Here is a 24005-nt window from a genome sequence, read left to right on the forward strand (position 1 = left end):
TTTTATCAGCTAAATCCTACCAGTTCTGTTTTTTTCGTAACTTATAAGTTTATGATTCTGAATTTTTAAAGAGACACTGCTTCCTGAACGATAACCTTTAGCACCATAGTAGTAAGAGACAGTATAAATGGCATCTGGCAACTCTGCACTATCAATCCCATTTGAAATAAATTCTGTCACTCCACCTTCACTATCAAAATAATCTTTTTCACCCTCTTCTAAAACCGTGTCTTTGTATCTAATACTTCCTTTAATAATTCCTTTTTCTAGAAATTCATCAATAGGAATATCATATAACCCCTGAAAAGCTTTCCCTTCTTTACGATTCTTTTCTATTAGAGCGTAATATTCTTCAATATTTTGGGCACTCTCATCGACACTCCAGTAACTATTTACGAATTCCAAGTTGGAATTTTCATATTGCTTGAAAAAACTCTCTACCTTTTCTTTGTTAGACACACTATATGGATGTTGATTGAGTAATTGATCAGCTATACCAGAGAATTCTCGTAACATCGTTTTAGTAGTTCCATCGTAGGCTAGTTCTTCACTCGTCCGCTTAGAGCTTCCTGGAGATTTAGGAAAATAAATCAAACTGTCACTTACAGTGATTTTCCTACCATTAACCTCTTCAGTGTAATCATATTCAATTTCATAATCTTCAGAAGGCCATCTATATCTAGAAAACTTCGTAACCTTCACATCACCTTTAAAACCATATAAATTCAGTGTTCTGCTTGCTGCCGTCTCAATATCTTTTTGATTTGGTCCAGAAAAAGTATTATGAAAGTTAACTACTAAAATGACTACAAAACTTATAAAACAGGCTGAGAGGATAATCGCGATAAAACTGAAATTCAACACTAATGCTTTTTTCATTACTACATTCTCCTAGTTAAACATATTTAAAATTCATTTCCCCTAATCCAAAGCCTTCACTTCCAACATCATATCACGGATTTGCGCTGCCAACTCGAAGTCAAGCACTTCGACAGCTTCTTGCATTTGTTTTTCCAGTTTTTTCACCAATTCTTTGCGTTCTTGTTTGTTAAGGCTATTGATGTCGACTTCTTTATCTTCTTCCTTAGCCACAGCTTTTGTAACAGAAATCAGGTCACGGATTTCCTTCTTGATGGTTTGGGGAACAATACCATGCTCTTCATTATAGGCCATTTGAATCTTACGACGACGAGCCGTTTCATCGATGGCTTTTTGCATAGATTGAGTCATAGTATCAGCATACATAATGACATGACCTTCACTATTACGGGCTGCACGACCAATGGTTTGGATTAGACCACGTTCATTTCGGAGAAAACCTTCCTTGTCAGCATCAAGAATGGCAACCAAACTTACCTCTGGAACGTCAATCCCTTCACGAAGGAGGTTAATCCCGATTAAGACATCAAAAACGCCAAGACGCAAATCACGAATAATCTCCGTTCGCTCCAAGGTCTTGATATCCGAGTGCATGTACTTGACTTTGATGCCCATTTCTTTGAAATAGTCAGTCAAATCTTCTGCCATTTTCTTGGTCAAGGTAGTAATAAAGGTACGCTCGTTCTTTTCAACACGGGCATTGATTTCACCTAAGAGGTCATCAATCTGTCCCATAGTTGGTCGCACTTCCACTTCTGGATCCAAAAGACCTGTTGGACGGATGATTTGCTCAATCACGGTGTCCGTTTGTTCCATCTCATAATCTCCAGGTGTCGCTGATACATAGACAATCTGGTGAACATGACTTTCAAACTCTTCCCGACGAAGAGGACGGTTGTCTAGGGCAGAAGGTAAACGGAAACCATAATTAACCAACATTTCCTTACGAGAACGGTCTCCATTATACATCCCTTTAATTTGCCCCATGGTCATATGACTCTCATCTATCATAATCAAAAAATCATCAGGGAAGAAATCAAGAAGCGTATACGGAGGCTCTCCTTCGCTTCGTCCATCCATGTGACGGGAGTAGTTTTCGACACCATTTGTATAACCCATTTCACGGAGCATCTCAATATCATACTCCGTACGCTGTTTCAAACGCTGGGCTTCAAGGAGCTTACCTTCCTTCTCAAAGATAGCTAACTGCTCCTCCAACTCAGCCTCAATCTTAGCAATAGCTACTTCCATGTGGTCGTCATTGGTCATAAAGTGAGTGGCTGGGAAAATCGCCAAATGGTCCACTTCACCAAGGACTTGACCAGTTAGAGCTTCAACCTCACGGATGCGGTCTATCTCGTCCCCAAAGAACTCAACCCGGAAGGCATGTTCATCACGCGAAGCAGGGAAAATCTCTACCACATCGCCACGTACACGGAATTTCCCACGTTGAAAGTCAATATCATTACGTTCGAACTGAATATCAACCAAGTCATTCAAAAGTTTGTCACGAGAAATCTCAAGTCCTGGTCGCAGACTCACCACACTATCAGCATATTCCTTAGGAGAACCCAACCCATAGATACAAGAAACAGATGCGACAACGATGACATCGTTGCGTTCTAATAGAGCTGATGTTGCTGAGTGACGAAGCTTATCAATCTCGTCATTAACAGAGCTGTCCTTCTCAATGTAGGTATCGCTAGATGGCACATAAGCCTCAGGCTGATAATAATCATAGTAGGAAACAAAATACTCGACAGCATTCTCTGGGAAAAATTCTTTGAACTCCCCATAGAGCTGGCCTGCTAGGGTCTTATTGTGGGCGATGACTAGAGTTGGTTTATTAACTTTGGAAATCACCTGACTCATGGTATAGGTTTTCCCTGTACCAGTCGCCCCCATCAAGATTTGAGCTTTTTCACCACCCTCGATGTTATCTACCAACTGCTCAATAGCCTGCGGTTGATCCCCAGACGGTTGGTATTTAGATACTAGTTTAAATTTATTGTCTGTAATTCTATTGATCATAATAGCCTCATACACATTTTCTATCCTTCTATTTTACCATAAAAAGGAAAGAGTTTCTGTTTCTCAACAGACCACCTCACTTTATTATATGTTATATCTTCTAACATATAAATATAAAATATTTGCCGGATACAATTTTTTCTGCTATAATTTGAAAATACCCTGAAAGGAGACATCACATGAAGAAAAAAATACTAGCATGTTTGCTTATTTTATTTCCTATTTTTTCACTAGGATTAGCAAAAGCTGATACAGAAAAAACCAAGTATGTCATTGCCAGTGACTCGTCATTTGCACCATTTGTTTTCCAGGACTCAAGCAACCAATACACTGGTATCGATATGGATCTAATCAAGGCTATCGCTGAAGACCAAGGCTTTGAGGTAGAGATTACCAATCCTGGTTTTGATGCTGCTATTAACGCAGTCCAATCTGGACAAGCAGACGGTATCATTGCAGGTATGTCAGTGACTGATGCTCGTAAAGAAACCTTTGATTTTTCTGATTCTTACTATACAGCTAATACTATTCTTGGAGTTAAGGAATCAAGTACCATTTCTTCTTATGAAGATTTGAACGGTAAGACTGTAGGTGTGAAAAACGGTACTGCTTCACAAACATTCTTAAACGAGAATCAAAGCAAATACGGATACAAAATTAAGACCTTTTCAGATGCTGCATCTATGTATGATAGTTTAAATACTGGTTCAATTGATGCCGTTATGGATGACGAACCTGTTATTAAATATTCTATCAGTCAAGGACAAAAGTTGAAAACACCTATCGAAGGTACACCAATTGGCGAAACTGCTTTTGCTGTAAAAAAAGGAAGTAATCCAGAATTGCTAGAGAAGTTCAATAACGGACTTGCAAATCTTAAAGCAAATGGAGAATTCCAAAAAATTCTTGATAAGTATTTAGCTAGCAACTCTACTACTACAAGTTCAACTGCTGATGAAACAACTATTTGGGGATTGTTGAAAAACAACTACAAACAACTCCTCAGCGGACTTGGAATTACTCTCTCATTAGCCCTTATTTCATTTGTAATTGCGATTTTTATCGGAATTGTCTTTGGTATTTTTAGCGTCAGTCCTTATAAATCACTCCGTTTGATTTCAGAAATCTTTGTCGATGTGATCCGTGGTATTCCATTGATGATTCTTGCAGCATTTATTTTCTGGGGAATTCCTAACTTTATCGAATCCCTTACAGGACAACAAAGCCCAATCAACGACTTTGTTGCTGGTACAATTGCCCTCTCCCTAAACTCAGCAGCCTACATCGCTGAAATTGTTCGTGGTGGTATCAAAGCCGTTCCTGTTGGGCAAATGGAAGCCAGCCGAAGTCTGGGGATTTCATATGGAAAAACCATGCGTAAGATTGTCTTGCCTCAAGCAACCAAACTTATGCTTCCAAACTTCGTTAACCAATTTGTTATCGCATTGAAAGATACGACAATCGTATCTGCAATCGGTTTGGTTGAACTTTTCCAAACTGGTAAGATCATCATTGCTCGTAACTACCAAAGTTTCAAAATGTATGCAATTCTCGCAGTCTTTTACCTTGTGATTATCACTCTTCTAACTAGACTAGCAAAACGCTTAGAAAAGAGGATTCAATAATGGCAAAATTAAAAATTGATGTCGATAATTTACATAAACAATATGGAAAAAACAAGGTTCTAAAAGGAATCTCTGTAAAATTCTACGAAGGTGATGTTGTTTGTATCATCGGTCCTTCTGGGTCAGGTAAGTCAACTTTCTTGCGTAGCTTGAATCTCCTCGAAGAAGGGACAAAAGGTCATATCACAGTTAATGGTTATGATTTGACTGACAAAGCAACCAACGTGGACCATGTTCGTGAAAATGTAGGAATGGTATTCCAGCACTTCAATCTCTTTCCACATATGACTGTCTTGGAAAATATCACTTTTGCTCCTATCGAGCATAAGTTATTAACCAAACCAGAAGCTGAAAAATTGGGGATGGAACTTCTTGAAAAAGTTGGACTTGCTGACAAGGCCAATGCTAATCCTGATAGTTTGTCTGGTGGACAAAAACAACGTGTAGCTATTGCTCGAGGTTTAGCAATGAACCCTGATATCATGCTCTTTGATGAGCCAACTTCTGCCCTTGACCCTGAAATGGTTGGCGACGTTCTTAACGTTATGAAGGAATTGGCAGAGCAAGGCATGACCATGATCATCGTAACTCACGAGATGGGATTTGCTCGTAAGGTTGCCAATCGTGTTATATTTACTGCAGACGGTGAATTTCTAGAAGATGGAACTCCTGATCAAATCTTTGATAACCCACAACACCCTCGTCTAAAAGAATTTTTGGACAAGGTCCTCAACGCTTAAAAAAACTGCAAGGTATCCCTTGCAGTTTTTTTCTTACTTGTATTGGAATTTTGGTTTTTTTAGAAAATTATGATAAAATAAAGGATATGAAAATGGGGTTTTCCCCTGTCTAGTTGGACTAGGAAACAAAATAGAAATTAGGTAGCTGGATGTCATCTAAAGTTATTGTTACAATTTTCGGTGCAAGTGGAGATTTGGCTAAACGCAAGCTCTACCCTTCACTTTTTAGACTTTACAAATCAGGTAATCTATCTGATCATTTTGCTGTTATTGGTACTGCTCGTAGACCTTGGAGTAAAGAGTATTTCGAATCTGTTGTTGTCGAATCTATTTTGGACTTGGCAGATAGCGTAGAAGAAGCTCAAGCATTTGCTAGTCATTTTTACTATCAAAGTCACGATGTTAATGACACTGAGCACTACATCGAATTACGCAAGCTTCAGGCTGAGTTAAACGAAAAATATCAAGCTGAACACAACAAACTTTTCTTCCTCTCAATGGCACCTCAATTCTTTGGTACCATCGCCAAGCACCTCAAGTCAGAGCAAATCGTTGACGGTAAAGGCTTTGAACGTTTGATTGTTGAAAAACCTTTTGGAACAGACTATGAGACTGCAAGCAAACTAAACGAAGAACTCCTTGCTACTTTTAACGAAGACCAAATCTATCGTATTGACCACTATCTCGGTAAGGAAATGATTCAGAGCATTTTTGCCATTCGTTTTGCCAATATGATTTTTGAAAATGTTTGGAATCGTGAGCACATCGATAATGTTCAGATTACATTTGCAGAGCGTCTCGGTGTTGAAGAACGTGGTGGCTACTATGATGAGTCTGGTGCCCTTCGTGATATGGTTCAAAACCATACTCTACAACTTCTATCACTCCTAGCTATGGATAAGCCCGCAAGCTTTACCAAAGATGACATTCGTGCGGAGAAAATCAAGGTCTTCAAGAACCTCTACCAACCTACAGACGAGGAACTCAAAGAACAATTTATCCGTGGCCAATATCGTTCTGGTAAAGTCGATGGCATGAAATATATTTCTTACCGTAGCGAACCAAATGTCAACCCTGAATCTATGACAGAAACATTTGCTTCAGGTACATTCTTTGTAGATACTGACCGCTTCCGTGGTGTACCTTTCTTCTTCCGTACAGGTAAACGAATGACTGAAAAGGGAACGCATGTCAATATCGTCTTTAAGCAAATGGATTCAATTTTTGGAGAGCCTCTAGCACCAAATATTTTGACCATCTATATCCAACCAACAGAAGGTTTCTCTCTCAGCCTTAACGGTAAAGAAGTTGGAGAAGAGTTCAAGCTTGCACCTAATTCGCTTGACTACAGAACTGATGCTACAGCTACAGGTGCTTCACCAGATCCATATGAAAAACTGATCTATGATGTTTTGAACAATAATTCAACCAACTTCAGCCACTGGGAAGAAGTAAGCGCATCATGGAAATTGATTGACCGTATTGAGAAACTTTGGGCTGAAAACGGTGCTCCCCTTCATGACTACAAAGCTGGTAGCATGGGACCTCAAGCTAGCTTTGATTTACTCAAAAAATACGGAGCTGAATGGACTTGGCAACCGGATATCGCCTATCGTGAAGATGGTCGATTAGAATAATCAAAAACAATCCTGCAAGAATTCTTGCAGGATTTTCTTTTATAGCAAACCTTCTAAAAGCCCCTTCATAAAGTTTTCAGAATTGAATTCACCGATATCATCGATTTTTTCACCAAATCCAATCAACTTAACAGGGATATTCAGTTCTTCACGGATAGCAAGAACGACACCACCTCTAGCAGTTCCATCAATCTTGGTCAATACAATACCTGTCAATGGAGTGATTTTTGAAAATTCTTTAGCTTGTACAAGAGCATTTTGACCAGTTGACGCATCAAGAGCTAGGAATGTTTCATGAGGTGCTTCAGGCACAACACGCTTGATGATACGACAAATTTTTTCCAACTCTGCCATCAAGTTTTCTTTGTTTTGCAAACGTCCAGCTGTATCAATCATGAGAATATCAATACCTTCTGCTACTGCACGTTCCATTCCATCAAAGACCACACTGGCTGGATCAGCTTTTTCTGGACCCGTTACAACAGGCACACCGACACGACGACCCCATTCTGCTAGCTGAGCTACCGCACCAGCACGGAAGGTATCCGCAGCAACCAGCATAACTTTCTTACCAGCTTGCTTGTAGCGATGAGCTAATTTACCAATAGAAGTTGTTTTCCCGACACCATTAACACCTACAAAGAGCATGACAGTCAACCCATCTTGGAAATTAATACTTTCGTTGTAGTTGCCATCCTTCTCATAGAGCTCCACCAATTTTTCGATGATAACACGACGAAGTGCTTCAGGTTTCTTAGCATTTTCTAGCTTGGCTTCATAACGCAATTCTTCCGTAAGATTTGAAGCCACCTGGACACCAACGTCACTCATGATTAAGAGTTCTTCTAGTTCTTCAAAGAATTCTTCATCAACTGATCGGAAATTAGCGAAGAAGGCATTCAAACGGGCACCAAATCCCGTACGAGTTTTCTTGAGACTACGATCATACTTTTCCTGTACAGTCTCTTGTACTTGAGGAGTTTCCTCGGTTGCTTGATTTGCTTCCTCTTCTTCAAAAATTTCTGATTCTGTTTCGTCTGATTGAAGTTGATTAAAATCCTCTTCTTCATCGTTTGAAGTCATATCTTCAACGTGAGATGATTCCACTTGAGGACTTTCTGCCTCTTCAAATAGATTTGATTCATCTTGAGAAACTTCAACTTCGTCGATCGGCTCAGAGATTGCTTCCTCAACAATCTCTACTTCAGATGAGCCATCATTGATTTCTTCCTGAGGTTCTTCTGATAAGGTAACCTCTTCTGGTTCAGTCACTACAGCATTTTCAGATTCCGATGCCTCGTTTTGCTCGTTATCATCTGATAAATCAATGTTTTCTAATGCTTCTTTAACGACATCTTCAATTTTTGGTTCTTCTATTCTCCCAAATAAACGGTCAAATAATCCCATACTTTAATTCTCCTTCAGTACATATTTTTCAATTGCCCAGGCGACTGCTTCCTCGTCATTGGTCATAGGCGTTACCACGTTTGCAACTGCTTTGACCTCAGGCACAGCATTTTGCATGGCTACACCAAGACCTGCCCATTCAATCATCGAAAGGTCATTAGCTTCATCTCCACAAGCCATCACTTGACTTTGGTCAATTCCTAAATGCTCAATTAACTTAGCTAGTCCTGTCGCTTTATGAACATTCTTTGGTGACCATTCTAGCAAGAGTTCACGTGATTTAAAAATTTCATATTTGTCAAACAATTCAGGAGAAATCTTATGAATAGCTGCATCCAAGGGTTCTTGAGGAAAGGCAGTGACACATTTATTGTAAGTAATCTGACTAGACAAATCTTCAAAGGCGGTTGGAATGAAGGTTAAAGCTGGGTTAAACTGAGCGTATAAACTTTCTTGGTCTGATTGAATCTGATAAACGATGCCTTCAGAAATAGCATCTAATGGAATATTTAGTTTTTCAGTTTCTTCGTAAATACGGCTCACATCATCGATGGAAAAGACTGTCTTATCAAGGATTTCACCTGTATTTTTCTGAACCAATCCGCCGTTGAATGTGATGGTATATTCGTCATCGTGACCATCTGTTCCAAGTTCTTTGAGGAAGAAATCCATAGCCTTTAGGGGACGTCCAGTTGTTAGGACTACCTTGACTCCTTGTTCACGCGCAGCCTTCAAAGTGGCCTTGGTACGTTCTGTCAATTTTTTGTCTGTCGTCAGCAAAGTACCATCTAAGTCCAAAGCAATTAATTTAATATCTGCCATTACAATTCCTCCATATAAGCGATAACTGATTGGTCTTTGTGGTGTCCAATAACTGTTTCAGCTAGTTCTAGAATCTCTGGACGTGCATTTTCAGGTGCGACTGGGTGCCCTACAACCTGCATCATGTGAAGGTCATTGAGATTATCACCAAAGGCCATCACTTGATCCATATCTAGATTTAATTTTTTTGCTAGCTCGACAATCGCAACTCCCTTATCAACATAATCTAGAACAATATCGATGGATTCAAAACCAGTAGTCATAGCCTTAACACCAGGCACATGTTCATTGACCCAAGCTTCTCCGGCTTCTACTGTCTCTTCAGTAAAGTTCGTTGTGAATTTGAAAATCTCATCGGTAATATCTTCTAGACTGGCTACTTTTTTGATATTTTCATTGTAATGATGGCTAAACATAAGATAGGTTTCATCCACTGTTTCTAAGACATAGCAAGCCTCTTTACCAGTCAAAAGCATCTTCCTCTCATCAAAATATGGTGAAGTTTTTATTTTTTCAAAAGTTGACAGGTAAAAATCACGTGGCATGGTTGCTTCATAAAGGTCCTCTCCATGAAAACGAACGAGACTCCCATTTTCAGCGATAAAAATAATCTCATCTTTGACATCTGCAAAATGTTTTTCAAGTGATAAGAGACCACGACCTGATGCTACAGCAAAATAGATTCCTCTCTCTTTGTAGGATGAGAGAAGAGCTTTTAAGCGCTCCATATCAAATTGGCCAGCTTCATCTAGAAAAGTCCCGTCCATATCAGTTGCGACTAGTTTAATCATAAATCCTTCTATTCTCCAGTAGTAAATCTATCTTCTATTATACCATAGAAAAAGTAAATAGCGCCTAATCCATACGAGATTAGACGCCTATATAAAATAAGTTTCGTTTATTCCTTAGTTCAAAGTTCTCTTATCCATATTTGGCAAAGAGAGCTTAAACTTAATAATACAGAGTCGAATCACAAAACCGACAATTGAGAGAATGATAAAGGCAGTAATTCTTGGAAAATGGAGGACAAAGGCCAACCAGTAATAAATAACGCCAATTACAAAAGATAGAAGGGCATAGATATCTTCTTTTAGAACACTTGGAACTTCATTGATCAGGAGGTCTCGGATAATACCACCACCTGCTCCCGTTAAACAGGCCAAAATCCCAGCAGACATTAAATTCAATTTACTATCAGCTAAAGCTGTTGCCCCGATTAGAGAGAAGATAATCAACCCAATCGAGTCAAAGATGAGATAAGTTTCTCTCAGCCACTTGTAAAATTTTTTTTCATGACTAGCATTGGCTTGTTTGGAAGTCACAAAGATATACATGATAACCGCTACAAAGATCGAGACATAAATCGGTCCAGGATCTGCGAGAGCGGAGGGAAAACGACTGATAATAGAATCTCTCAAAATCCCACCGCCTACTGCCGTTACAATTGCCAATAAACTAATCCCGAAAATGTCTAAACGTTTACCAAATCCTTTGATGGCTCCTGACGCCGCAAAGGCTATAGTCCCAATATAATTACAAATCATTAGGAATAGGTCAAAATCCATATAAACTCCTCAATTTATTTTTGTAACCTTTCCGACTTCTTGAAGGTCATTCTACATGCTATAGCTTGAAATTATATATTGAAATCAAACTAAGCATCCATATTCTCTAAATCTTTTAGTTTAACGGAAACAATCTTAGAAACACCAGATTCCTGCATGGTTACTCCATAGATAGAATCTGCTGCTGCCATGGTTCCCTTACGGTGAGTCACAACGATAAATTGGCTGTCCTTATCAAATCGGTTGAGATAATCCCCAAAGCGTTTAACGTTAGCTTCGTCGAGTGCAGCCTCTACTTCATCCAAGATAACAAATGGAATGGTCTTGACACGAATGATTGAGAAAAGTAGAGCTAGAGCTGACAAGGCCTTCTCTCCACCACTCATGAGATTGAGAGATTGGATTTTCTTACCTGGTGGTTGAACAGAGATTTCGACACCTGCAGTCAATAAATCTCCTTCTGTCAGAATTAGGTCTGCTTGACCACCACCAAACATCTGCTTAAAGGTCACTTTAAAGGACTCACGAATAGCTTCGAAGGTTGACTTAAAGCGTTCTTTCACTTCATCGTTCATCTCTGTAATGGTTTCAAGAAGTAAGTTTTTAGCAGAAAGAATATCATCTCGTTGAGTATTCAAGAATTCCAAGCGTTCGTGTACTTCGTCAAACTGTTCAATGGCATCCAAATTGACCGGACCAAGTGAACGAATGGATTTCTCCAAATCCTTCACCTTTTGTTCAGCGATTGCCAAATCTTCTAACGGATTGACTTGCTCTAAAGCTTCCGTATAGCTAATCTGATATTCCTCTGTCAGCTGGCCTTGAAGATAACGAAGACGATCTGTAATCTTCTCTTTAGTCGCTTCCGCACGTGTTTGCTTACGAATCCATTCTTCATTTTGCTGACGAGCTTGTTCTAAATGACTGGCAATATCATCCAATTGTCCCTCAATGTCGTCGAGTTCAAACTGCTTACGAATGAGTCCCTGTTGAATTTCTTCTTTTTGACTCTTGGCTTCTGCTTCCTGCTTGGCCAAAAGTTCTGTATCAACTTTTTCAAGATTGTCTACTTTTTCTTGCAAAAGACGTTCAATCTCTTCTTGCTCGATATTGAGGTTCTCAAGTTCTTTGTTAATCCGTTCAATATCCGCAACTTCGTAACGTTTTCGCCCTATCATTTCTGTTTTGAGCAGACGTTCTTGAGAAAGTTTATCCTGCAAGTTTTGGTAGCGTTCCTGAATAGCATTTTTATTGGACTTGATTTCTTCGATTTCAGATTCCAGCTTTTGCTTTTCAGTTGCAATAAATGCAAGTCGTTCTTGACATTTTTCCTTTTCAGCTTGCCAATCTCCACCTCTGAGGTTATTTAATTCTTTTTCCTGAAGTTCTAGAAGGGTTTCGAGTTCTTCGACCTGCTGGCTAGTTTGTTGATAAGCTAGGTACAAGCCTTGTTCCTGGATACGAGCTTGCTCCCCTTGGGACTTAATGGTCTCCAAAGTTTGACTAAGTTCATTCAAGGCTTCTTGAACTGACTTCAGATTTTCTTCCTCTTGACGAAGAAGTTTTTCTTCTTGAGCGATTTCTTTTTGCAACTGCTCCAATTCAGGTTTGATGAATATGCTGTTATTTTGACGATTAGCACCACCTGCATAAGAACCACCTGTTCGTAGCTCTGTTCCATCTAGCGTTACCATACGAACTTGATAGCGTACCTTACGAGCCGCATCACGTGCATGCTCCACTGTATCAAAGATAGCTGTCGTAGCTAGCAGATTTTTAAAGATAGCTTCAAGCTTGACATCAAAAGTAACCAGTTCATCTGCCATGCCAAGAAAACCAGGACTTGAGGCAATCACATCTTGATTCTGCCCAGAAATGCTCCGAGCCTTAATAGTTGTCAAAGGTAGGAAAGTCGCACGACCAGCTCGATTTCGTTTAAGGAAGTCGATAGCCTTAGTCGCTGCCTGCTCATCTTCAACGATGATGTGTTGGCTACTTGCTCCGAGGGCAATTTCAAGAGCTGTTTGATAACGAACATCAAAAGTTAAATGTTCACTAACTGCTCCAATAATACCGCCTAAACGAATTTTTTCTTGGAGAACACTCTTAACACCTGCATAGAAATTACTATGGTTTTTAAGAATATTTTCCAAACTTTGCGCCTTGGCCTGTTTGTTTTTTAGATTATCCAAACGGTCAAAGAGTTGATTTTGCTGACTTTGATAAGCCTGCTTTTGTTCTTCTTCTTGCTTGGCATTGGTCTGATAGTCAGCAAGTAAGCTTTGTACTTCTTCTTTAGCTGATTTAAGGGCAACTTCTTGCTCGGTAGCCTTAGACTTGGCAGAAGCCAATTGTTCCTTCAAGGACTCTAATTGTTCTTCTTGCTTTTGAGTCTGTTGGCGACTATTTTCAAGGTCGTTCTCAATCCGTGTCAATTGGTTAGAGACATCCGCTTCTTCCTGTAAGAAAGCCACGAAACGTTCACGTAATTGCTCAATCATTTGATCTGGATCATCAGAAAAAGCTAATAACTCTGCTTCTAAACGATTGAGTTCCTTAGTATTGACCTCTAAATTTTCTTCTAACTGACTGAGATTTGCTTCTTTTTCTTCCTTCTCCTGAATGAGAGCATTTCTCTTTTCGTCCAAACTAGCCAAACGTGCTTGAGCTTCTTGTTGATTGAGAGCGACTTGTTCTGTTTCCAGTTTTGACAAGGCTAACTTACGCTCTAATTCACTGATTAAACCAGTCAAATCCATCAGTGTGGACTGGTCTTTTGACATTTCAGCTTGCAAATCATGACGTTTCTTTTTGAGAGTTTGATTTTCTTCTTCTAACTCTTGACGCTTTTGATAATAGCTGATCAAAAGTTCTTGAACTTGGTTTAATTCTTCTTCTGTTAGATCCAATTCAGCTTTACTTGCTTGAATTTGTGCAACTAAAACATCCAAGTAAATCGCCTTACGCTGACCATCTAATTCTATAAATTTACGAGCTGTTGTTGCTTGCTTTTCTAACGGCTTGATTTGATTATCTAGCTCATAAATGATATCTTCCAAACGGTCTAGATTGTCTTGAGTTTGTTGGAGCTTGCTTTCCGTCTCTTTGCGACGAGTCTTATACTTCAAGACTCCGGCAGCTTCTTCAAAAATAGCCCGACGTTCTTCAGGTTTAGAGTTGAAGATCTCTTCAACCTTCCCTTGGGAAATAATAGAGAAGGAATCGCGCCCAAGTCCAGTATCTAAGAAGAGATCATGTATATCACGAAGACGGACTTTTTTGCCGTCAATCTTGTACTCACTATCTCCTGTACGATAGATGTGACGCTCTACCTTAATTTCCTGACCTGCATCTTTGATGAAGCCATCCTGGTTATCTAGGGTAACAACCACAGAAGCATAGTTTAAAGGTTTTCTGCTTTCTGTTCCTGCAAAGATAACATCAGGCATTTTTCCACCACGTAAACTTTTTACACTAGATTCACCTAGTGCCCAACGTAGACTTTCCGTGATGTTTGATTTTCCAGAACCATTAGGTCCTACAACTGCTGTAACCCCCTGGTCAAAAACAACCTTGGTCTTGTCAGCAAAGGACTTGAACCCCTGAATCTCAATTTCCTTTAAATACATGAATCCAGTCCTTCCTCAACTGCATTTTTAGCGGCTTCTTGTTCGGCCAATTTTTTTGATCGTCCTTGACCCCTACCTAAACTTTGACCCTCGACAAGGACTTCAACCTCAAACATCTTATCATGGGCAGGACCATTTTCCGAAATCACCTGATAACGAATATCGACATCACCATTGACTTGGAGTAATTCTTGAAGGTGGGTCTTGTAGTCTTTAATCATCTCAAAATCACCAGCCTCAACTTTTGGAATCATGACCTGGTAGATAAACTCTTTTACCGTAAGTAGATCCTTATCTAAAAGCAGAGCACCCAAAAAGGCTTCGAAAGCATCTCCCAAGATGGTATCTCGATTACGTCCTCCAGATTTTTCCTCTCCCTTTCCTAGCTTGATAAACTGGTCAAACTGGCAGTCACGGGCAAAACCAGCCAAACTCTCTTCACGTACAATCATGGCACGGAGTTTAGACAGGTCACCTTCTGGTTTTTTAGGATATTTTTTGTACAGATATTCTGAAATCAATAATTGCAGAACAGCGTCTCCTAAAAATTCCAAGCGCTCATTGTGTGAAATTTTTAAGAGGCGGTGCTCGTTTGCATAACTAGTGTGAGTAAAAGCTGTTTCAAGTAATTGTTTATCTGAAAAAACAAGCTTAAAACGTTGCTCTAACACGGTTTCTAATTCTTTCATAAGAACCTCTTTCTAAAACATTATAATACACTCCATTATACCAAAAAAAGGATTCATAGTCAGAAAATAACCGTTAAAAAGACTTTTTCTCACTTGCTTCTAAAATCAATCCATTACTAGCAGTCTAGCCTATTTTTTGGTATAATAAATCTTATGGAAATTGAAAAAACCAATCGAATGAATGCTCTGTTTGAATTTTATGCAGCCCTTTTGACTGATAAGCAGATGAACTATATTGAACTCTACTATGCTGACGACTATAGTTTGGCTGAAATCGCTGAAGAATTCGGCGTTAGTCGCCAAGCTGTTTATGACAATATCAAACGTACAGAAAAAATACTGGAAGATTATGAGATGAAGCTTCATATGTACTCTGACTACATTGTTCGAAGTCAGATTTTTGATCAGATTTTGGAGCGTTATCCAGAAGATGCTTTTCTACAAGAGCAAATTGAGATTTTGACCAGTATTGACAATCGGGAGTAATCATGGAAAATCTTGTCATCTATAAAGGAATACCCTGTAAATTATTAGCTGCAGAGGAACCATTTCCTAGTCGGCTACAGATTATCTCGCCCAATGATATCTCCAAAGCCATGCAAATAGGTTTTAGCTGTTGGGGATACCCAAATGAAATCATGAAAGAAGTCACACCCGAAGAACTAGAGTGTTTGCAACATTTCGGACGGTTTCCACTGAATTGAAAAATAGGAGAAAATAATGGCATTTGAAAATTTGACAGAACGTTTGCAGAACGTCTTTAAAAATCTACGTAAAAAAGGAAAAATCACCGAGAGCGATATCCAAGAAGCAACCAAGGAAATTCGTCTTGCACTTTTAGAAGCCGACGTTGCTTTGCCAGTGGTTAAGGACTTTATCAAAAAAATTCGTGAACGTGCGGTCGGGCATGAAGTCATTGACACCCTCAATCCAGCTCAACAAATCATCAAGATTGTTAATGAGGAGTTAACAGAAATTCTTGGTTCTGATACAGCTGAGATTATCAAGTCTCCTAAGATTCCTACAATCATCATGATGGTTGGTTTGCAGGGTGCTGGTAAAACAACCTTTGCTGGAAAATTAGCTAACAAACTTAAAAAGGAAGAGGATGCTCGTCCTTTGATGATTGCAGCCGACATCTATCGTCCTGCGGCCATCGACCAGCTCAAAACACTTGGACAACAAATTGATGTTCCTGTCTTTGCTCTTGGTACTGAAGTTCCTGCAGTTGAGATTGTTCGCCAAGGTTTGGAGCAAGCTAAAGCCAACCATAACGATTATGTCTTGATTGATACAGCCGGTCGTTTGCAAATTGACGAGCTTCTCATGAATGAGCTTCGTGATGTTAAAGCTCTTGCTCAACCAAATGAAATCCTTCTCGTCATCGATGCCATGATAGGTCAAGAAGCTGCTAACGTTGCGCGAGAATTTAACGCTCAATTAGAAGTTACTGGTGTCATCCTTACCAAGATTGACGGGGACACTCGTGGTGGTGCTGCTCTTTCTGTTCGTCATATCACAGGAAAACCAATCAAATTCACTGGTACTGGTGAAAAGATTACTGATATTGAAACCTTCCACCCTGACCGTATGGCCAGCCGTATTCTCGGTATGGGAGATATGCTGACTCTGATTGAGAAAGCTTCCCAAGAATACGATGAGCAAAAAGCCCTTGAAATGGCTGAAAAGATGCGGGAAAACACCTTTGATTTCAATGATTTCATCGATCAGTTGGATCAGGTGCAAAATATGGGGCCAATGGAAGATTTGCTCAAGATGATTCCTGGTATGGCCAACAATCCTGCCCTTCAAAATATGAAGGTGGATGAAAAACAAATCGCTCGCAAACGTGCTATCGTGTCTTCCATGACTCCGGAAGAACGTGAAAATCCAGATTTGCTCACACCAAGTCGTCGTCGTCGTATTGCTGCTGGTTCTGGTAATACTTTTATCGAAGTCAATAAGTTCATCAAGGACTTCAACCAAGCTAAACAACTCATGCAAGGTGTCATGTCTGGTGACATGAACAAGATGATGAAACAAATGGGTATCAACCCTAACAACCTTCCTAAAAATATGCCTGGAGGCATGGATATGTCCGCCCTTGAAGGTATGATGGGACAAGGTGGTATGCCGGATATGTCTGCTCTCGGAGGAGCTGGGATGCCTGATATGAGCCAGATGCTCGGTGGAGGCCTCAAAGGTAAAATCGGTGAATTTGCCATGAAGCAATCCATGAAACGCATGGCCAATAAAATGAAAAAAGCTAAGAAAAAACGCAAATAAAAAGGGACTCAGTTGAGTCCTTTTTTTGTTTAGTTGTTTCGAAGTTTTTCCAAAGTATCTTTAAAGATAGCTGGAATATCGGAAGTAAATTCCATGGTTTCACCAGTTCTTGGATGGGTAAATCCAAGTGTCTTAGCGTGAAGAAACTGCCCATGACCTTTCAAAGTTTTACGAGGACCATAGACCTCATCGCCAGCGACAGGATGACCAATATAAGCCATATGCACACGGATTTGGTGAGTTCGTCCTGTTTCCAGTTGTAATTCCAGCAAGGTATAATCCCCAAAGCGCTCCAAGACTTGGAAACGTGTCACTGCTGGTTTCCCTTTAGCGGTAACAGCTTGTTTCTTGCGATCTTTCTCACTTCTTCCTATCGGTGCCTCAATAACACCTCGATCATTTGGAAGATTTCCATGAACAATGGCCCAATATTTACGCAGTGATTTTTTGTCTTTTAACTCTTGAGCCAGTGCCACATGCGCTTCATCATTTTTAGCAATCATCAAAAGACCAGATGTATCTTTATCAATACGATGGACAATCCCTGGACGCAATACGCCATTGATTCCTGATAGGTCCTTGATATGATACATGAGGGCATTAACCAAGGTACCACTAGTATGACCAGCACTTGGATGAACGACCATACCTTGAGGTTTGTTGACTACTGCTACATCCTCATCTTGGTAAATAATTTCTAAAGGAATATCTTCAGCCACATACTCTAAAACTTCTGGTTCCGGAACTTGATAGGTGACAATATCTCCTTCTTGGACCGTATACTTGGCTTTCTTAACCTGGCCGTTAACCAGGACTTGACCTGACTTGATTTGTTCGTTGGAGAGAGTGCGCGACAATTCTGTCAAATCTGACAAAGCCTTATCTAAACGTACCCCACCTCTTTCAATTCTAATTTCCATTCATTTCCTCTTTTAGCATTGCAAGTAATAACACAACGACTCCTACTGTCAGATAACTATCAGCTACATTGAATATGGCAAAATTAACAAAGTCTAAGTGGAACATATCCACGACAAATCCTTGACTGACGCGATCGATAAAGTTACCCAGACCACCTGCAATGATTAAGACCAAACCAAATACCGTCCAGAGGGAATCCTCTATATGCTTATGCAAATACCAAATAGCTCCCACCATGACTACTAGTGTAATCACTGCAAAAAACCACTGTTGATCTTGTAGCATGGAGAAGGCCGCACCCCTGTTTTGCAGATAGGTTAAACTAACAAGATTTGGAATCCACGTTTTAACTTCACCTAGAGCAATATTCTGAACGACATAAGCTTTTACCAGTTGATCTAACACTATTAAGGCAACTATGAATCCTGCTATTATTCCTCTTTTTTTCATACCTTCCTCTTCTGACTAAAATACTCTTGCATAACCTCTACGAATAAAGTCCCCGCTTGGCTCAATTCAACCTCTTCACGTTTGACATAAACCATGCGATTATTGAGATTGTCTTTAAGTGGAATAACAGTAATGCCATTAACACTATCGCTATCCAAAAATCCTGAACCAGTCGCATAAGCATTTGTTCTTTCAAGAATTCCATTTAAGGTAGCGCGGTCTGTGACGTTGAACATTTGAGAGCTGGCACTTGTATCCACAAAGTTTTCTGAGTAATAGAGATATTCATCCTTCTCTTGTGTGAAACGAACGGTTGGCAATTCAGCCAAATCTTCCATGACCAATTCTTTTTTCTTAGCCAAGGGATGGCCCTCACGTAGATAAATATGCGTTTGGAAAGGAATCAACTCAATCACTTCAAGACCTAATTTTTCAACCCGCTGCATGATACCCTTTTGGTTTTGATTGTTAAGATAGATAATCCCAATTTCACTGTGCCCTTGGGCTACTTCATCCAAAATCTGAACCGTTGTAGATTCAAAAATTCGGAAATTCTTATAATCTGGGTATTGTTGAGAAAAAGCTGTAATGGTTGGAGGCAAGAAATCATAGTGCTGGCTGGCTATTGAAAACTCATCCTTTTCCTCTTCAGGATTGGCATACTGATTTTGGAAAACATCAAATCCTTTGACCAACTCTTGTGCCTTTTCATAAAATTCCATACCTCGACGAGTAAGGAAAGTTCCAGAACTGGTTCTGCGGAAAATCTTGAATCCGAGCTCTTTTTCCAAGTCTCTTACAGAAATAGATAGACTCGGTTGGCTAACGTACATCTTCTCAGCCGCTTCACGAAAAGTACCACTATTAGCAATAGCCACAACGTAGCGTAATTGTTGAATATTCATGATTTCTCCTTCGTTTTCTATCTTATCATTATACCATAAATAAAGCCTATCCAACAAAGGAAAATCATGAGGCAGATACTTCTAATCAAAGCAAACAAAAAACACCTTTTAAAGTAGATAAAATTCTAACCAAAAGGTGTTAGTGTTACTATTATTTAGCTGCTGCGTAAAGCTCGTCTACTTTATTCCAGTTAATCACTGAGAAGAAAGCTTTGATGTAGTCAGGACGAACGTTGCGGTATTTCACGTAGTAAGCATGTTCCCAAACGTCCAAGCCCAAGATTGGTTTCTTACCTTCTGAGATTGGTGTGTCTTGGTTTGCAGTTGAAGTCACTTCAAGCTTACCTTCTTTGTTAACAACCAACCATGCCCATCCAGAACCGAAACGAGTTGTTGCTGCTGCTGTGAAGGCTGCTTGGAATTCCTCGAATGAACCAAAAGCTTCATCGATTGTCGCTGCAAGTTCTGCTGAAGGAGCTGTCTTCTCAGGAGTCATCAATTCCCAGAAAAGAGCGTGGTTCAAGTGTCCACCACCGTTGTTGATAAGCGCTTGACGAATATCAGCTGGGATAGATTCAACATCTGCAAGCAATGCTTCGATGTCTTCACCAATTTCAGGGTGTTTTTCAAGAGCTGCGTTTGCGTTGTTTACGTATGTTTGGTGGTGTTTGTCATGGTGCAAGTGCATTGTTTCAGCATCAATGTATGGTTCCAATGCATCGTAAGCGTATGGAAGATCTGGTAAGATAATAGCCATCTGTAATACCTCTTTTTCTTTTTATATAAAAATGATAACGCAAACAACCTATTTTTTCAAGTTTTTTGCTCAATTTGACTGGCTTGCAATTTGCAACAAAGCATTCTCAAACAGGTAGCCTTTTTCGTAAACACCAGTCTTAATTTGATAATCTGCTTGAATAAGATAACGGATAGAATCCTGTAAGAAATTCAAGGACAAACCTCGTGTGTCACGAAGAGCAAATTTTATTTGGTAAGGATTAGGATTGCGACCAAGATAGTGACCTAAACTGCTGACCATCTGAGATTCTGTCTGACCAGACTCTTGCAATATTTTTACCTGGGTATAGAGTCTAAACTGTCCCAGCATAATGGCAATCAGTTTAATCTCATCTTCTCCCTGCAAGGTCAAATCTTTTACTAAATCACGCGCCTGATCGATCTTCTTCCCTAAAATTAACTGAGTTAAATCAAAGATATTATCCTGCAAAGTCTTTGGTATGGCTTCAACAATGTCTTCTTCTGTAATGTCACCATTATCCTTGTAAGCCTGTAGGAAGAGTAGATTTTTTTGAATTTCACTGAATTGAAAACCTGATTTGATAAGCAACTGTTCGAAGGATTTTCCAGCAAAGGTAAGTCCTAATTCCTGAGCCCACTTTTGAAAATAAGCTCGTATTTCTTGCTCTTTTGGCTCGATGGCTTCAAAAACTGTCGCATCGCGCTTGAGCAATTTGACCAAACGTCTCTTACTATCCAACTTCCCTTCAGCAAAAATGACTAGTTTACTAGAAGGTAAAGGATTTTCCAGGTAGGCTTCGAAAGATTTAAGTTCATCATCAGATAGATAGCGTTTTTTAGCTGTCGTTATGTCGAGAAAATGATCTAAAATAACAATCTTTTTATCCGCAAAGAAAGGAAGACTAACTAGCTCTAATTCCAAGCTTTTGTAGTCTACTTCTTTCATGTCAAAATAAGCAAAGTTCAAATCTGCATGATCGTAGCCGATTTGTTTGAGAACCTGTGTTTTCATGACGTCATACTGGCCTTGGTCGCCCCCTGTAAACAGGGTCAAACTCGAAAGGTTAGCTAAGGACAATTTTCGACTTTCTTCTATGGCTAGCATCTATTCTCCTTTCTTTTTAGTTTCACTTTTATTTAATCAATATAATGTAATTTACCACGGAAATCATCTAGGCTTTGATAACCTTTTTCCACCATGATTTCTTTTAGTTCCTGGGTAATACGCTCAAAAGCACCTACTCCTTCTTTATGAAGAGTAGTTCCTACTTGTACCATGCTGGCACCACATAAAATATGTTCAAAAGCATCACGTCCTGTAAGCACACCACCAGTTCCGATGATTTGGATTTCTGGATTTAAGCGTTGATAGAAAGCATGGACATTAGCAAGGGCAGTAGGTTTGATGTATTCTCCACCGATCCCACCAAAACCGTTTTTAGGGCGAATCACGACCGACTCATCTTGAATATAAAGACCATTTCCGATAGAGTTGACACAATTGACAAACTTGAGTGGATATTTGTTAAAAATAGCGGCAGCCTGATCGAAGTGAACAATATCAAAGTAAGGTGGGAGCTTGATTCCTAGAGGTTTAGTGAAATATTCAAAGACTTCTGACAAGATACGGTCTGTTGTTTCAAAATCATAGGCAATCTGAGGCTTACCAGGAACATTTGGACATGAAAGATTCAGTTCTGTCAAACCGTGGAAATCACTTTCTTGCACCTTTTTCAAGATGGTATGAGTTTCCTCTGGAGACATTCCAACTAATGATAAAAAGAAGGTACGGTTTGGTTCTTTTTCTTGTAATTCCAATAGATACTTTAAGTAATAGTCTAAACCATTATTTGGGAGGCCCATCGAGTTAATAGAACCTAGTGGAACATCTTGATAACGTGGTTCAGGATTTCCCTGACGAAATTCCAAGGTTGCTGTTTTTGTGACAAAAGTTCCTGCTGCTGAGTTTTTAACACCTTCCAATTCCTCAATGGTCATACAAGCAACCCCTGCCGCATTCATCAAGCAATTATCAAATTCAAAACCAGCAATTTGTGTTTTAGTTGATACCATGATTCTATTCCTCCAGATTCCTTTATATCTCCATTATTATACCATACTTTGATAGGACTCTTTTAATAAAACTAACCTCATAAAAATGTTGGCTTTTTTGCTGAAAAATAGAGCTGTTGCTAAATTGAAAGAATTTTTAGAAAATTTGTGTTTTTTCCTTTACAGTAAAAAATTTTTCTGCTATAATGTCTCATGTAATAAAATATGACAACAAAAAGGAGAACGATATGACATCTGCTAAAGAATATATCCAAAGCGTGTTTGAAACTGTAAAAGCTCGTAACGGGCATGAGGCTGAATTTCTCCAGGCGGTTGAAGAATTCTTCAGCACTTTGGAGCCTGTCTTTGAAAAACACCCTGAGTATATTGAAGAAAATATCTTGGCACGTATCACTGAGCCTGAGCGCGTAATTTCTTTCCGTGTTCCTTGGGTTGACCGTGATGGAAAAGTTCAAGTTAACCGTGGTTACCGTGTTCAATTTAACTCAGCTGTTGGACCATATAAAGGCGGACTTCGTTTCCACCCAACTGTTAACCAAGGGATCTTGAAATTCCTCGGATTCGAACAAATCTTTAAAAACGTTTTGACTGGACTTCCAATCGGTGGAGGTAAAGGTGGATCAGACTTCGATCCTAAAGGCAAAACTGATGCTGAAGTGATGCGTTTCTGCCAAAGCTTCATGACTGAATTGCAAAAATACATCGGACCATCTCTTGACGTACCTGCTGGTGATATCGGTGTAGGTGGACGTGAAATTGGTTACCTTTACGGTCAATACAAACGCCTCAACCAATTTGATGCTGGTGTCTTGACTGGTAAACCGCTTGGATTTGGTGGTAGCTTGATTCGTCCAGAAGCAACTGGTTACGGTTTGGTTTACTACACTGAAGAAATGCTTAAAGCTAACGGCAACAGCTTTGCAGGTAAGAAAGTTGTGATTTCAGGTTCTGGTAACGTAGCTCAATACGCTCTTCAAAAAGCAACTGAACTTGGTGCAACTGTTATCTCTGTATCAGACTCAAACGGTTATGTCATCGACGAAAATGGTATTGACTTTGACCTTCTTACAGATGTTAAAGAAAAACGCCGTGCTCGTTTGACTGAGTATGCTGCAGAAAAACCAACTGCTACTTACTATGAAGGTTCTGTATGGACTTACACTGGTAGCTACGATATCGCTCTTCCATGTGCGACTCAAAACGAAATCAACGGTGAAGCTGCGAAACGCTTGGTTGCTCAAGGAGTTATCTGTGTATCTGAAGGAGCTAACATGCCAAGTGACCTTGAAGCTATCAAAGTCTACAAGGAAAATGGAATCCTTTACGGACCTGCCAAAGCTGCCAATGCTGGTGGTGTAGCTGTATCTGCTCTTGAAATGAGCCAAAACAGTCTTCGCCTTTCATGGACACGTGAAGAAGTTGACGGTCGTTTGAAAGATATTATGACTAACATCTTCAACACTGCTAAAACAACTGCAGAAACTTATGGTCTTGGAACTGACTATCTTGCAGGTGCAAATATTGCAGCCTTTGAAAACGTAGCAAATGCTATGATTGCCCAAGGTATCGTTTAAAATGAATAACTAA

Annotated in this window: 21 protein-coding genes; 7 read left to right on the plus strand and 14 right to left on the minus strand. The window is 39.6% G+C overall.

The window, feature by feature from the left end:
* Window positions 1-9: 9 nt before the first annotated feature.
* Window positions 10-879 carry a hypothetical protein gene (locus ACXYSN_RS03030; protein WP_458636106.1) on the minus strand — a complete coding sequence of 290 codons (870 nt, stop codon included), beginning with the start codon at window positions 877-879 and terminating at the stop codon, window positions 10-12.
* A 42-nt stretch (window positions 880-921) separates the two neighbouring features.
* Complete coding sequence (gene uvrB / locus ACXYSN_RS03035; protein ID WP_458636107.1) at window positions 922-2910, minus strand: excinuclease ABC subunit UvrB; 1989 nt, start codon at window positions 2908-2910, stop codon at window positions 922-924.
* A 179-nt stretch (window positions 2911-3089) separates the two neighbouring features.
* Between uvrB and ACXYSN_RS03040 the strand changes: the two genes are divergently transcribed.
* The 3 genes from ACXYSN_RS03040 (at window position 3090) to zwf (ending at window position 6912) form a co-directional block, all read left to right on the plus strand.
* On the plus strand, window positions 3090-4535 hold the full coding sequence (locus ACXYSN_RS03040) for an amino acid ABC transporter substrate-binding protein/permease (protein WP_458636108.1): 1446 nt from the start codon (window positions 3090-3092) through the stop codon (window positions 4533-4535).
* Window positions 4535-5275: an amino acid ABC transporter ATP-binding protein gene (locus ACXYSN_RS03045; protein ID WP_006150592.1), complete on the plus strand. Its 741-nt coding sequence runs from the start codon at window positions 4535-4537 to the stop codon at window positions 5273-5275. Before ACXYSN_RS03040 ends, ACXYSN_RS03045 begins: the two co-directional genes overlap by 1 nt.
* A gap of 149 nt (window positions 5276-5424) precedes the next feature.
* On the plus strand, window positions 5425-6912 hold the full coding sequence (zwf, locus tag ACXYSN_RS03050; protein ID WP_458636109.1) for a glucose-6-phosphate dehydrogenase: 1488 nt from the start codon (window positions 5425-5427) through the stop codon (window positions 6910-6912).
* A gap of 39 nt (window positions 6913-6951) precedes the next feature.
* Here the strand turns inward: zwf and ftsY are convergent, their stop codons facing one another.
* From ftsY to rnc, 6 genes are all read right to left on the minus strand, one after another.
* The gene (ftsY, locus tag ACXYSN_RS03055; protein ID WP_458636110.1) at window positions 6952-8319 is read right to left on the minus strand and encodes a signal recognition particle-docking protein FtsY; all 1368 of its coding nucleotides are present in this window, start codon (window positions 8317-8319) and stop codon (window positions 6952-6954) included.
* A gap of 3 nt (window positions 8320-8322) precedes the next feature.
* The gene (locus ACXYSN_RS03060) at window positions 8323-9141 is read right to left on the minus strand and encodes a Cof-type HAD-IIB family hydrolase (protein ID WP_458636111.1); all 819 of its coding nucleotides are present in this window, start codon (window positions 9139-9141) and stop codon (window positions 8323-8325) included.
* Window positions 9141-9932, minus strand: coding sequence for a Cof-type HAD-IIB family hydrolase (locus ACXYSN_RS03065; RefSeq protein WP_458636112.1), 792 nt, complete (start codon window positions 9930-9932; stop codon window positions 9141-9143). Before ACXYSN_RS03065 ends, ACXYSN_RS03060 begins: the two co-directional genes overlap by 1 nt.
* 114 nt (window positions 9933-10046) lie before the next feature.
* Window positions 10047-10706: a trimeric intracellular cation channel family protein gene (locus ACXYSN_RS03070; RefSeq protein ID WP_458636113.1), complete on the minus strand. Its 660-nt coding sequence runs from the start codon at window positions 10704-10706 to the stop codon at window positions 10047-10049.
* A gap of 89 nt (window positions 10707-10795) precedes the next feature.
* Entirely contained in the window at window positions 10796-14335 is a 3540-nt protein-coding gene (smc, locus tag ACXYSN_RS03075; protein WP_458636114.1) for a chromosome segregation protein SMC, read from the minus strand.
* A complete protein-coding gene (gene rnc / locus ACXYSN_RS03080; RefSeq protein ID WP_458636115.1) occupies window positions 14326-15024 on the minus strand; it encodes a ribonuclease III in 699 nt (232 codons plus the stop codon). Before rnc ends, smc begins: the two co-directional genes overlap by 10 nt.
* Window positions 15025-15177: 153 nt before the next feature.
* Between rnc and ACXYSN_RS03085 the strand changes: the two genes are divergently transcribed.
* The 3 genes from ACXYSN_RS03085 to ffh are packed head-to-tail and all read left to right on the plus strand — an operon-like array spanning window position 15178 to window position 17310.
* Window positions 15178-15510, plus strand: coding sequence for a putative DNA-binding protein (locus ACXYSN_RS03085; protein WP_000402062.1), 333 nt, complete (start codon window positions 15178-15180; stop codon window positions 15508-15510).
* Window positions 15511-15512: 2 nt separating this feature from the next.
* A complete protein-coding gene (locus ACXYSN_RS03090; RefSeq protein ID WP_414265674.1) occupies window positions 15513-15728 on the plus strand; it encodes a 2-oxoglutarate:acceptor oxidoreductase in 216 nt (71 codons plus the stop codon).
* A 16-nt stretch (window positions 15729-15744) separates the two neighbouring features.
* Window positions 15745-17310, plus strand: a complete 1566-nt coding sequence (gene ffh, locus ACXYSN_RS03095; protein WP_458636116.1) for a signal recognition particle protein — start codon at window positions 15745-15747, stop codon at window positions 17308-17310.
* A 29-nt stretch (window positions 17311-17339) separates the two neighbouring features.
* Here the strand turns inward: ffh and ACXYSN_RS03100 are convergent, their stop codons facing one another.
* The 6 genes from ACXYSN_RS03100 to ACXYSN_RS03125 form a co-directional block, all read right to left on the minus strand.
* A complete protein-coding gene (locus ACXYSN_RS03100; protein ID WP_458636117.1) occupies window positions 17340-18230 on the minus strand; it encodes an RluA family pseudouridine synthase in 891 nt (296 codons plus the stop codon).
* The gene (gene lspA / locus ACXYSN_RS03105) at window positions 18220-18681 is read right to left on the minus strand and encodes a signal peptidase II (RefSeq protein ID WP_458636118.1); all 462 of its coding nucleotides are present in this window, start codon (window positions 18679-18681) and stop codon (window positions 18220-18222) included. The genes ACXYSN_RS03100 and lspA overlap by 11 nt, the downstream gene beginning before the upstream one ends.
* Window positions 18678-19586: a LysR family transcriptional regulator gene (locus ACXYSN_RS03110; RefSeq protein ID WP_458636119.1), complete on the minus strand. Its 909-nt coding sequence runs from the start codon at window positions 19584-19586 to the stop codon at window positions 18678-18680. Before ACXYSN_RS03110 ends, lspA begins: the two co-directional genes overlap by 4 nt.
* Before the next feature lie 151 nt (window positions 19587-19737).
* Window positions 19738-20343 (minus strand): superoxide dismutase SodA, encoded by a 606-nt coding sequence (sodA, locus tag ACXYSN_RS03115; RefSeq protein ID WP_458636120.1) that lies wholly within the window; start codon window positions 20341-20343, stop codon window positions 19738-19740.
* A gap of 69 nt (window positions 20344-20412) precedes the next feature.
* Window positions 20413-21450 carry a DNA polymerase III subunit delta gene (gene holA, locus ACXYSN_RS03120; RefSeq protein ID WP_458636121.1) on the minus strand — a complete coding sequence of 346 codons (1038 nt, stop codon included), beginning with the start codon at window positions 21448-21450 and terminating at the stop codon, window positions 20413-20415.
* 32 nt (window positions 21451-21482) lie between these two features.
* Window positions 21483-22418: a dihydroorotate oxidase gene (locus tag ACXYSN_RS03125; protein ID WP_458636122.1), complete on the minus strand. Its 936-nt coding sequence runs from the start codon at window positions 22416-22418 to the stop codon at window positions 21483-21485.
* Between the two features lie 227 nt (window positions 22419-22645).
* On the opposite strand from ACXYSN_RS03125, the gene gdhA reads away from it, so the two are divergent.
* Complete coding sequence (gene gdhA, locus ACXYSN_RS03130) at window positions 22646-23992, plus strand: NADP-specific glutamate dehydrogenase (RefSeq protein ID WP_303943017.1); 1347 nt, start codon at window positions 22646-22648, stop codon at window positions 23990-23992.
* Window positions 23993-24005 lie beyond the last annotated feature (13 nt).

This window comes from Streptococcus sp. V869, assembly GCF_054353515.1.

Excerpts from the sequence above, each read along its gene's own strand:
- ACXYSN_RS03060 (WP_458636111.1), bottom strand. The coding sequence starts at position 9,141 with ATGGCAGATATTAAATTAATTGCTTTGGACTTAGATGGTACTTTGCTG.
- ffh (WP_458636116.1), top strand. The coding sequence starts at position 15,745 with ATGGCATTTGAAAATTTGACAGAACGTTTGCAGAACGTCTTTAAAAAT.
- ACXYSN_RS03085 (WP_000402062.1), top strand. The coding sequence starts at position 15,178 with ATGGAAATTGAAAAAACCAATCGAATGAATGCTCTGTTTGAATTTTAT.
- zwf (WP_458636109.1), top strand. The coding sequence starts at position 5,425 with ATGTCATCTAAAGTTATTGTTACAATTTTCGGTGCAAGTGGAGATTTG.
- ftsY (WP_458636110.1), bottom strand. The coding sequence starts at position 8,319 with ATGGGATTATTTGACCGTTTATTTGGGAGAATAGAAGAACCAAAAATT.
- ACXYSN_RS03045 (WP_006150592.1), top strand. The coding sequence starts at position 4,535 with ATGGCAAAATTAAAAATTGATGTCGATAATTTACATAAACAATATGGA.
- holA (WP_458636121.1), bottom strand. The coding sequence starts at position 21,450 with ATGCTAGCCATAGAAGAAAGTCGAAAATTGTCCTTAGCTAACCTTTCG.
- ACXYSN_RS03100 (WP_458636117.1), bottom strand. The coding sequence starts at position 18,230 with ATGGAAATTAGAATTGAAAGAGGTGGGGTACGTTTAGATAAGGCTTTG.
- rnc (WP_458636115.1), bottom strand. The coding sequence starts at position 15,024 with ATGAAAGAATTAGAAACCGTGTTAGAGCAACGTTTTAAGCTTGTTTTT.
- ACXYSN_RS03065 (WP_458636112.1), bottom strand. The coding sequence starts at position 9,932 with ATGATTAAACTAGTCGCAACTGATATGGACGGGACTTTTCTAGATGAA.
- ACXYSN_RS03110 (WP_458636119.1), bottom strand. The coding sequence starts at position 19,586 with ATGAATATTCAACAATTACGCTACGTTGTGGCTATTGCTAATAGTGGT.
- gdhA (WP_303943017.1), top strand. The coding sequence starts at position 22,646 with ATGACATCTGCTAAAGAATATATCCAAAGCGTGTTTGAAACTGTAAAA.
- uvrB (WP_458636107.1), bottom strand. The coding sequence starts at position 2,910 with ATGATCAATAGAATTACAGACAATAAATTTAAACTAGTATCTAAATAC.
- smc (WP_458636114.1), bottom strand. The coding sequence starts at position 14,335 with ATGTATTTAAAGGAAATTGAGATTCAGGGGTTCAAGTCCTTTGCTGAC.
- sodA (WP_458636120.1), bottom strand. The coding sequence starts at position 20,343 with ATGGCTATTATCTTACCAGATCTTCCATACGCTTACGATGCATTGGAA.
- ACXYSN_RS03030 (WP_458636106.1), bottom strand. The coding sequence starts at position 879 with ATGAAAAAAGCATTAGTGTTGAATTTCAGTTTTATCGCGATTATCCTC.
- lspA (WP_458636118.1), bottom strand. The coding sequence starts at position 18,681 with ATGAAAAAAAGAGGAATAATAGCAGGATTCATAGTTGCCTTAATAGTG.
- ACXYSN_RS03090 (WP_414265674.1), top strand. The coding sequence starts at position 15,513 with ATGGAAAATCTTGTCATCTATAAAGGAATACCCTGTAAATTATTAGCT.
- ACXYSN_RS03125 (WP_458636122.1), bottom strand. The coding sequence starts at position 22,418 with ATGGTATCAACTAAAACACAAATTGCTGGTTTTGAATTTGATAATTGC.
- ACXYSN_RS03070 (WP_458636113.1), bottom strand. The coding sequence starts at position 10,706 with ATGGATTTTGACCTATTCCTAATGATTTGTAATTATATTGGGACTATA.
- ACXYSN_RS03040 (WP_458636108.1), top strand. The coding sequence starts at position 3,090 with ATGAAGAAAAAAATACTAGCATGTTTGCTTATTTTATTTCCTATTTTT.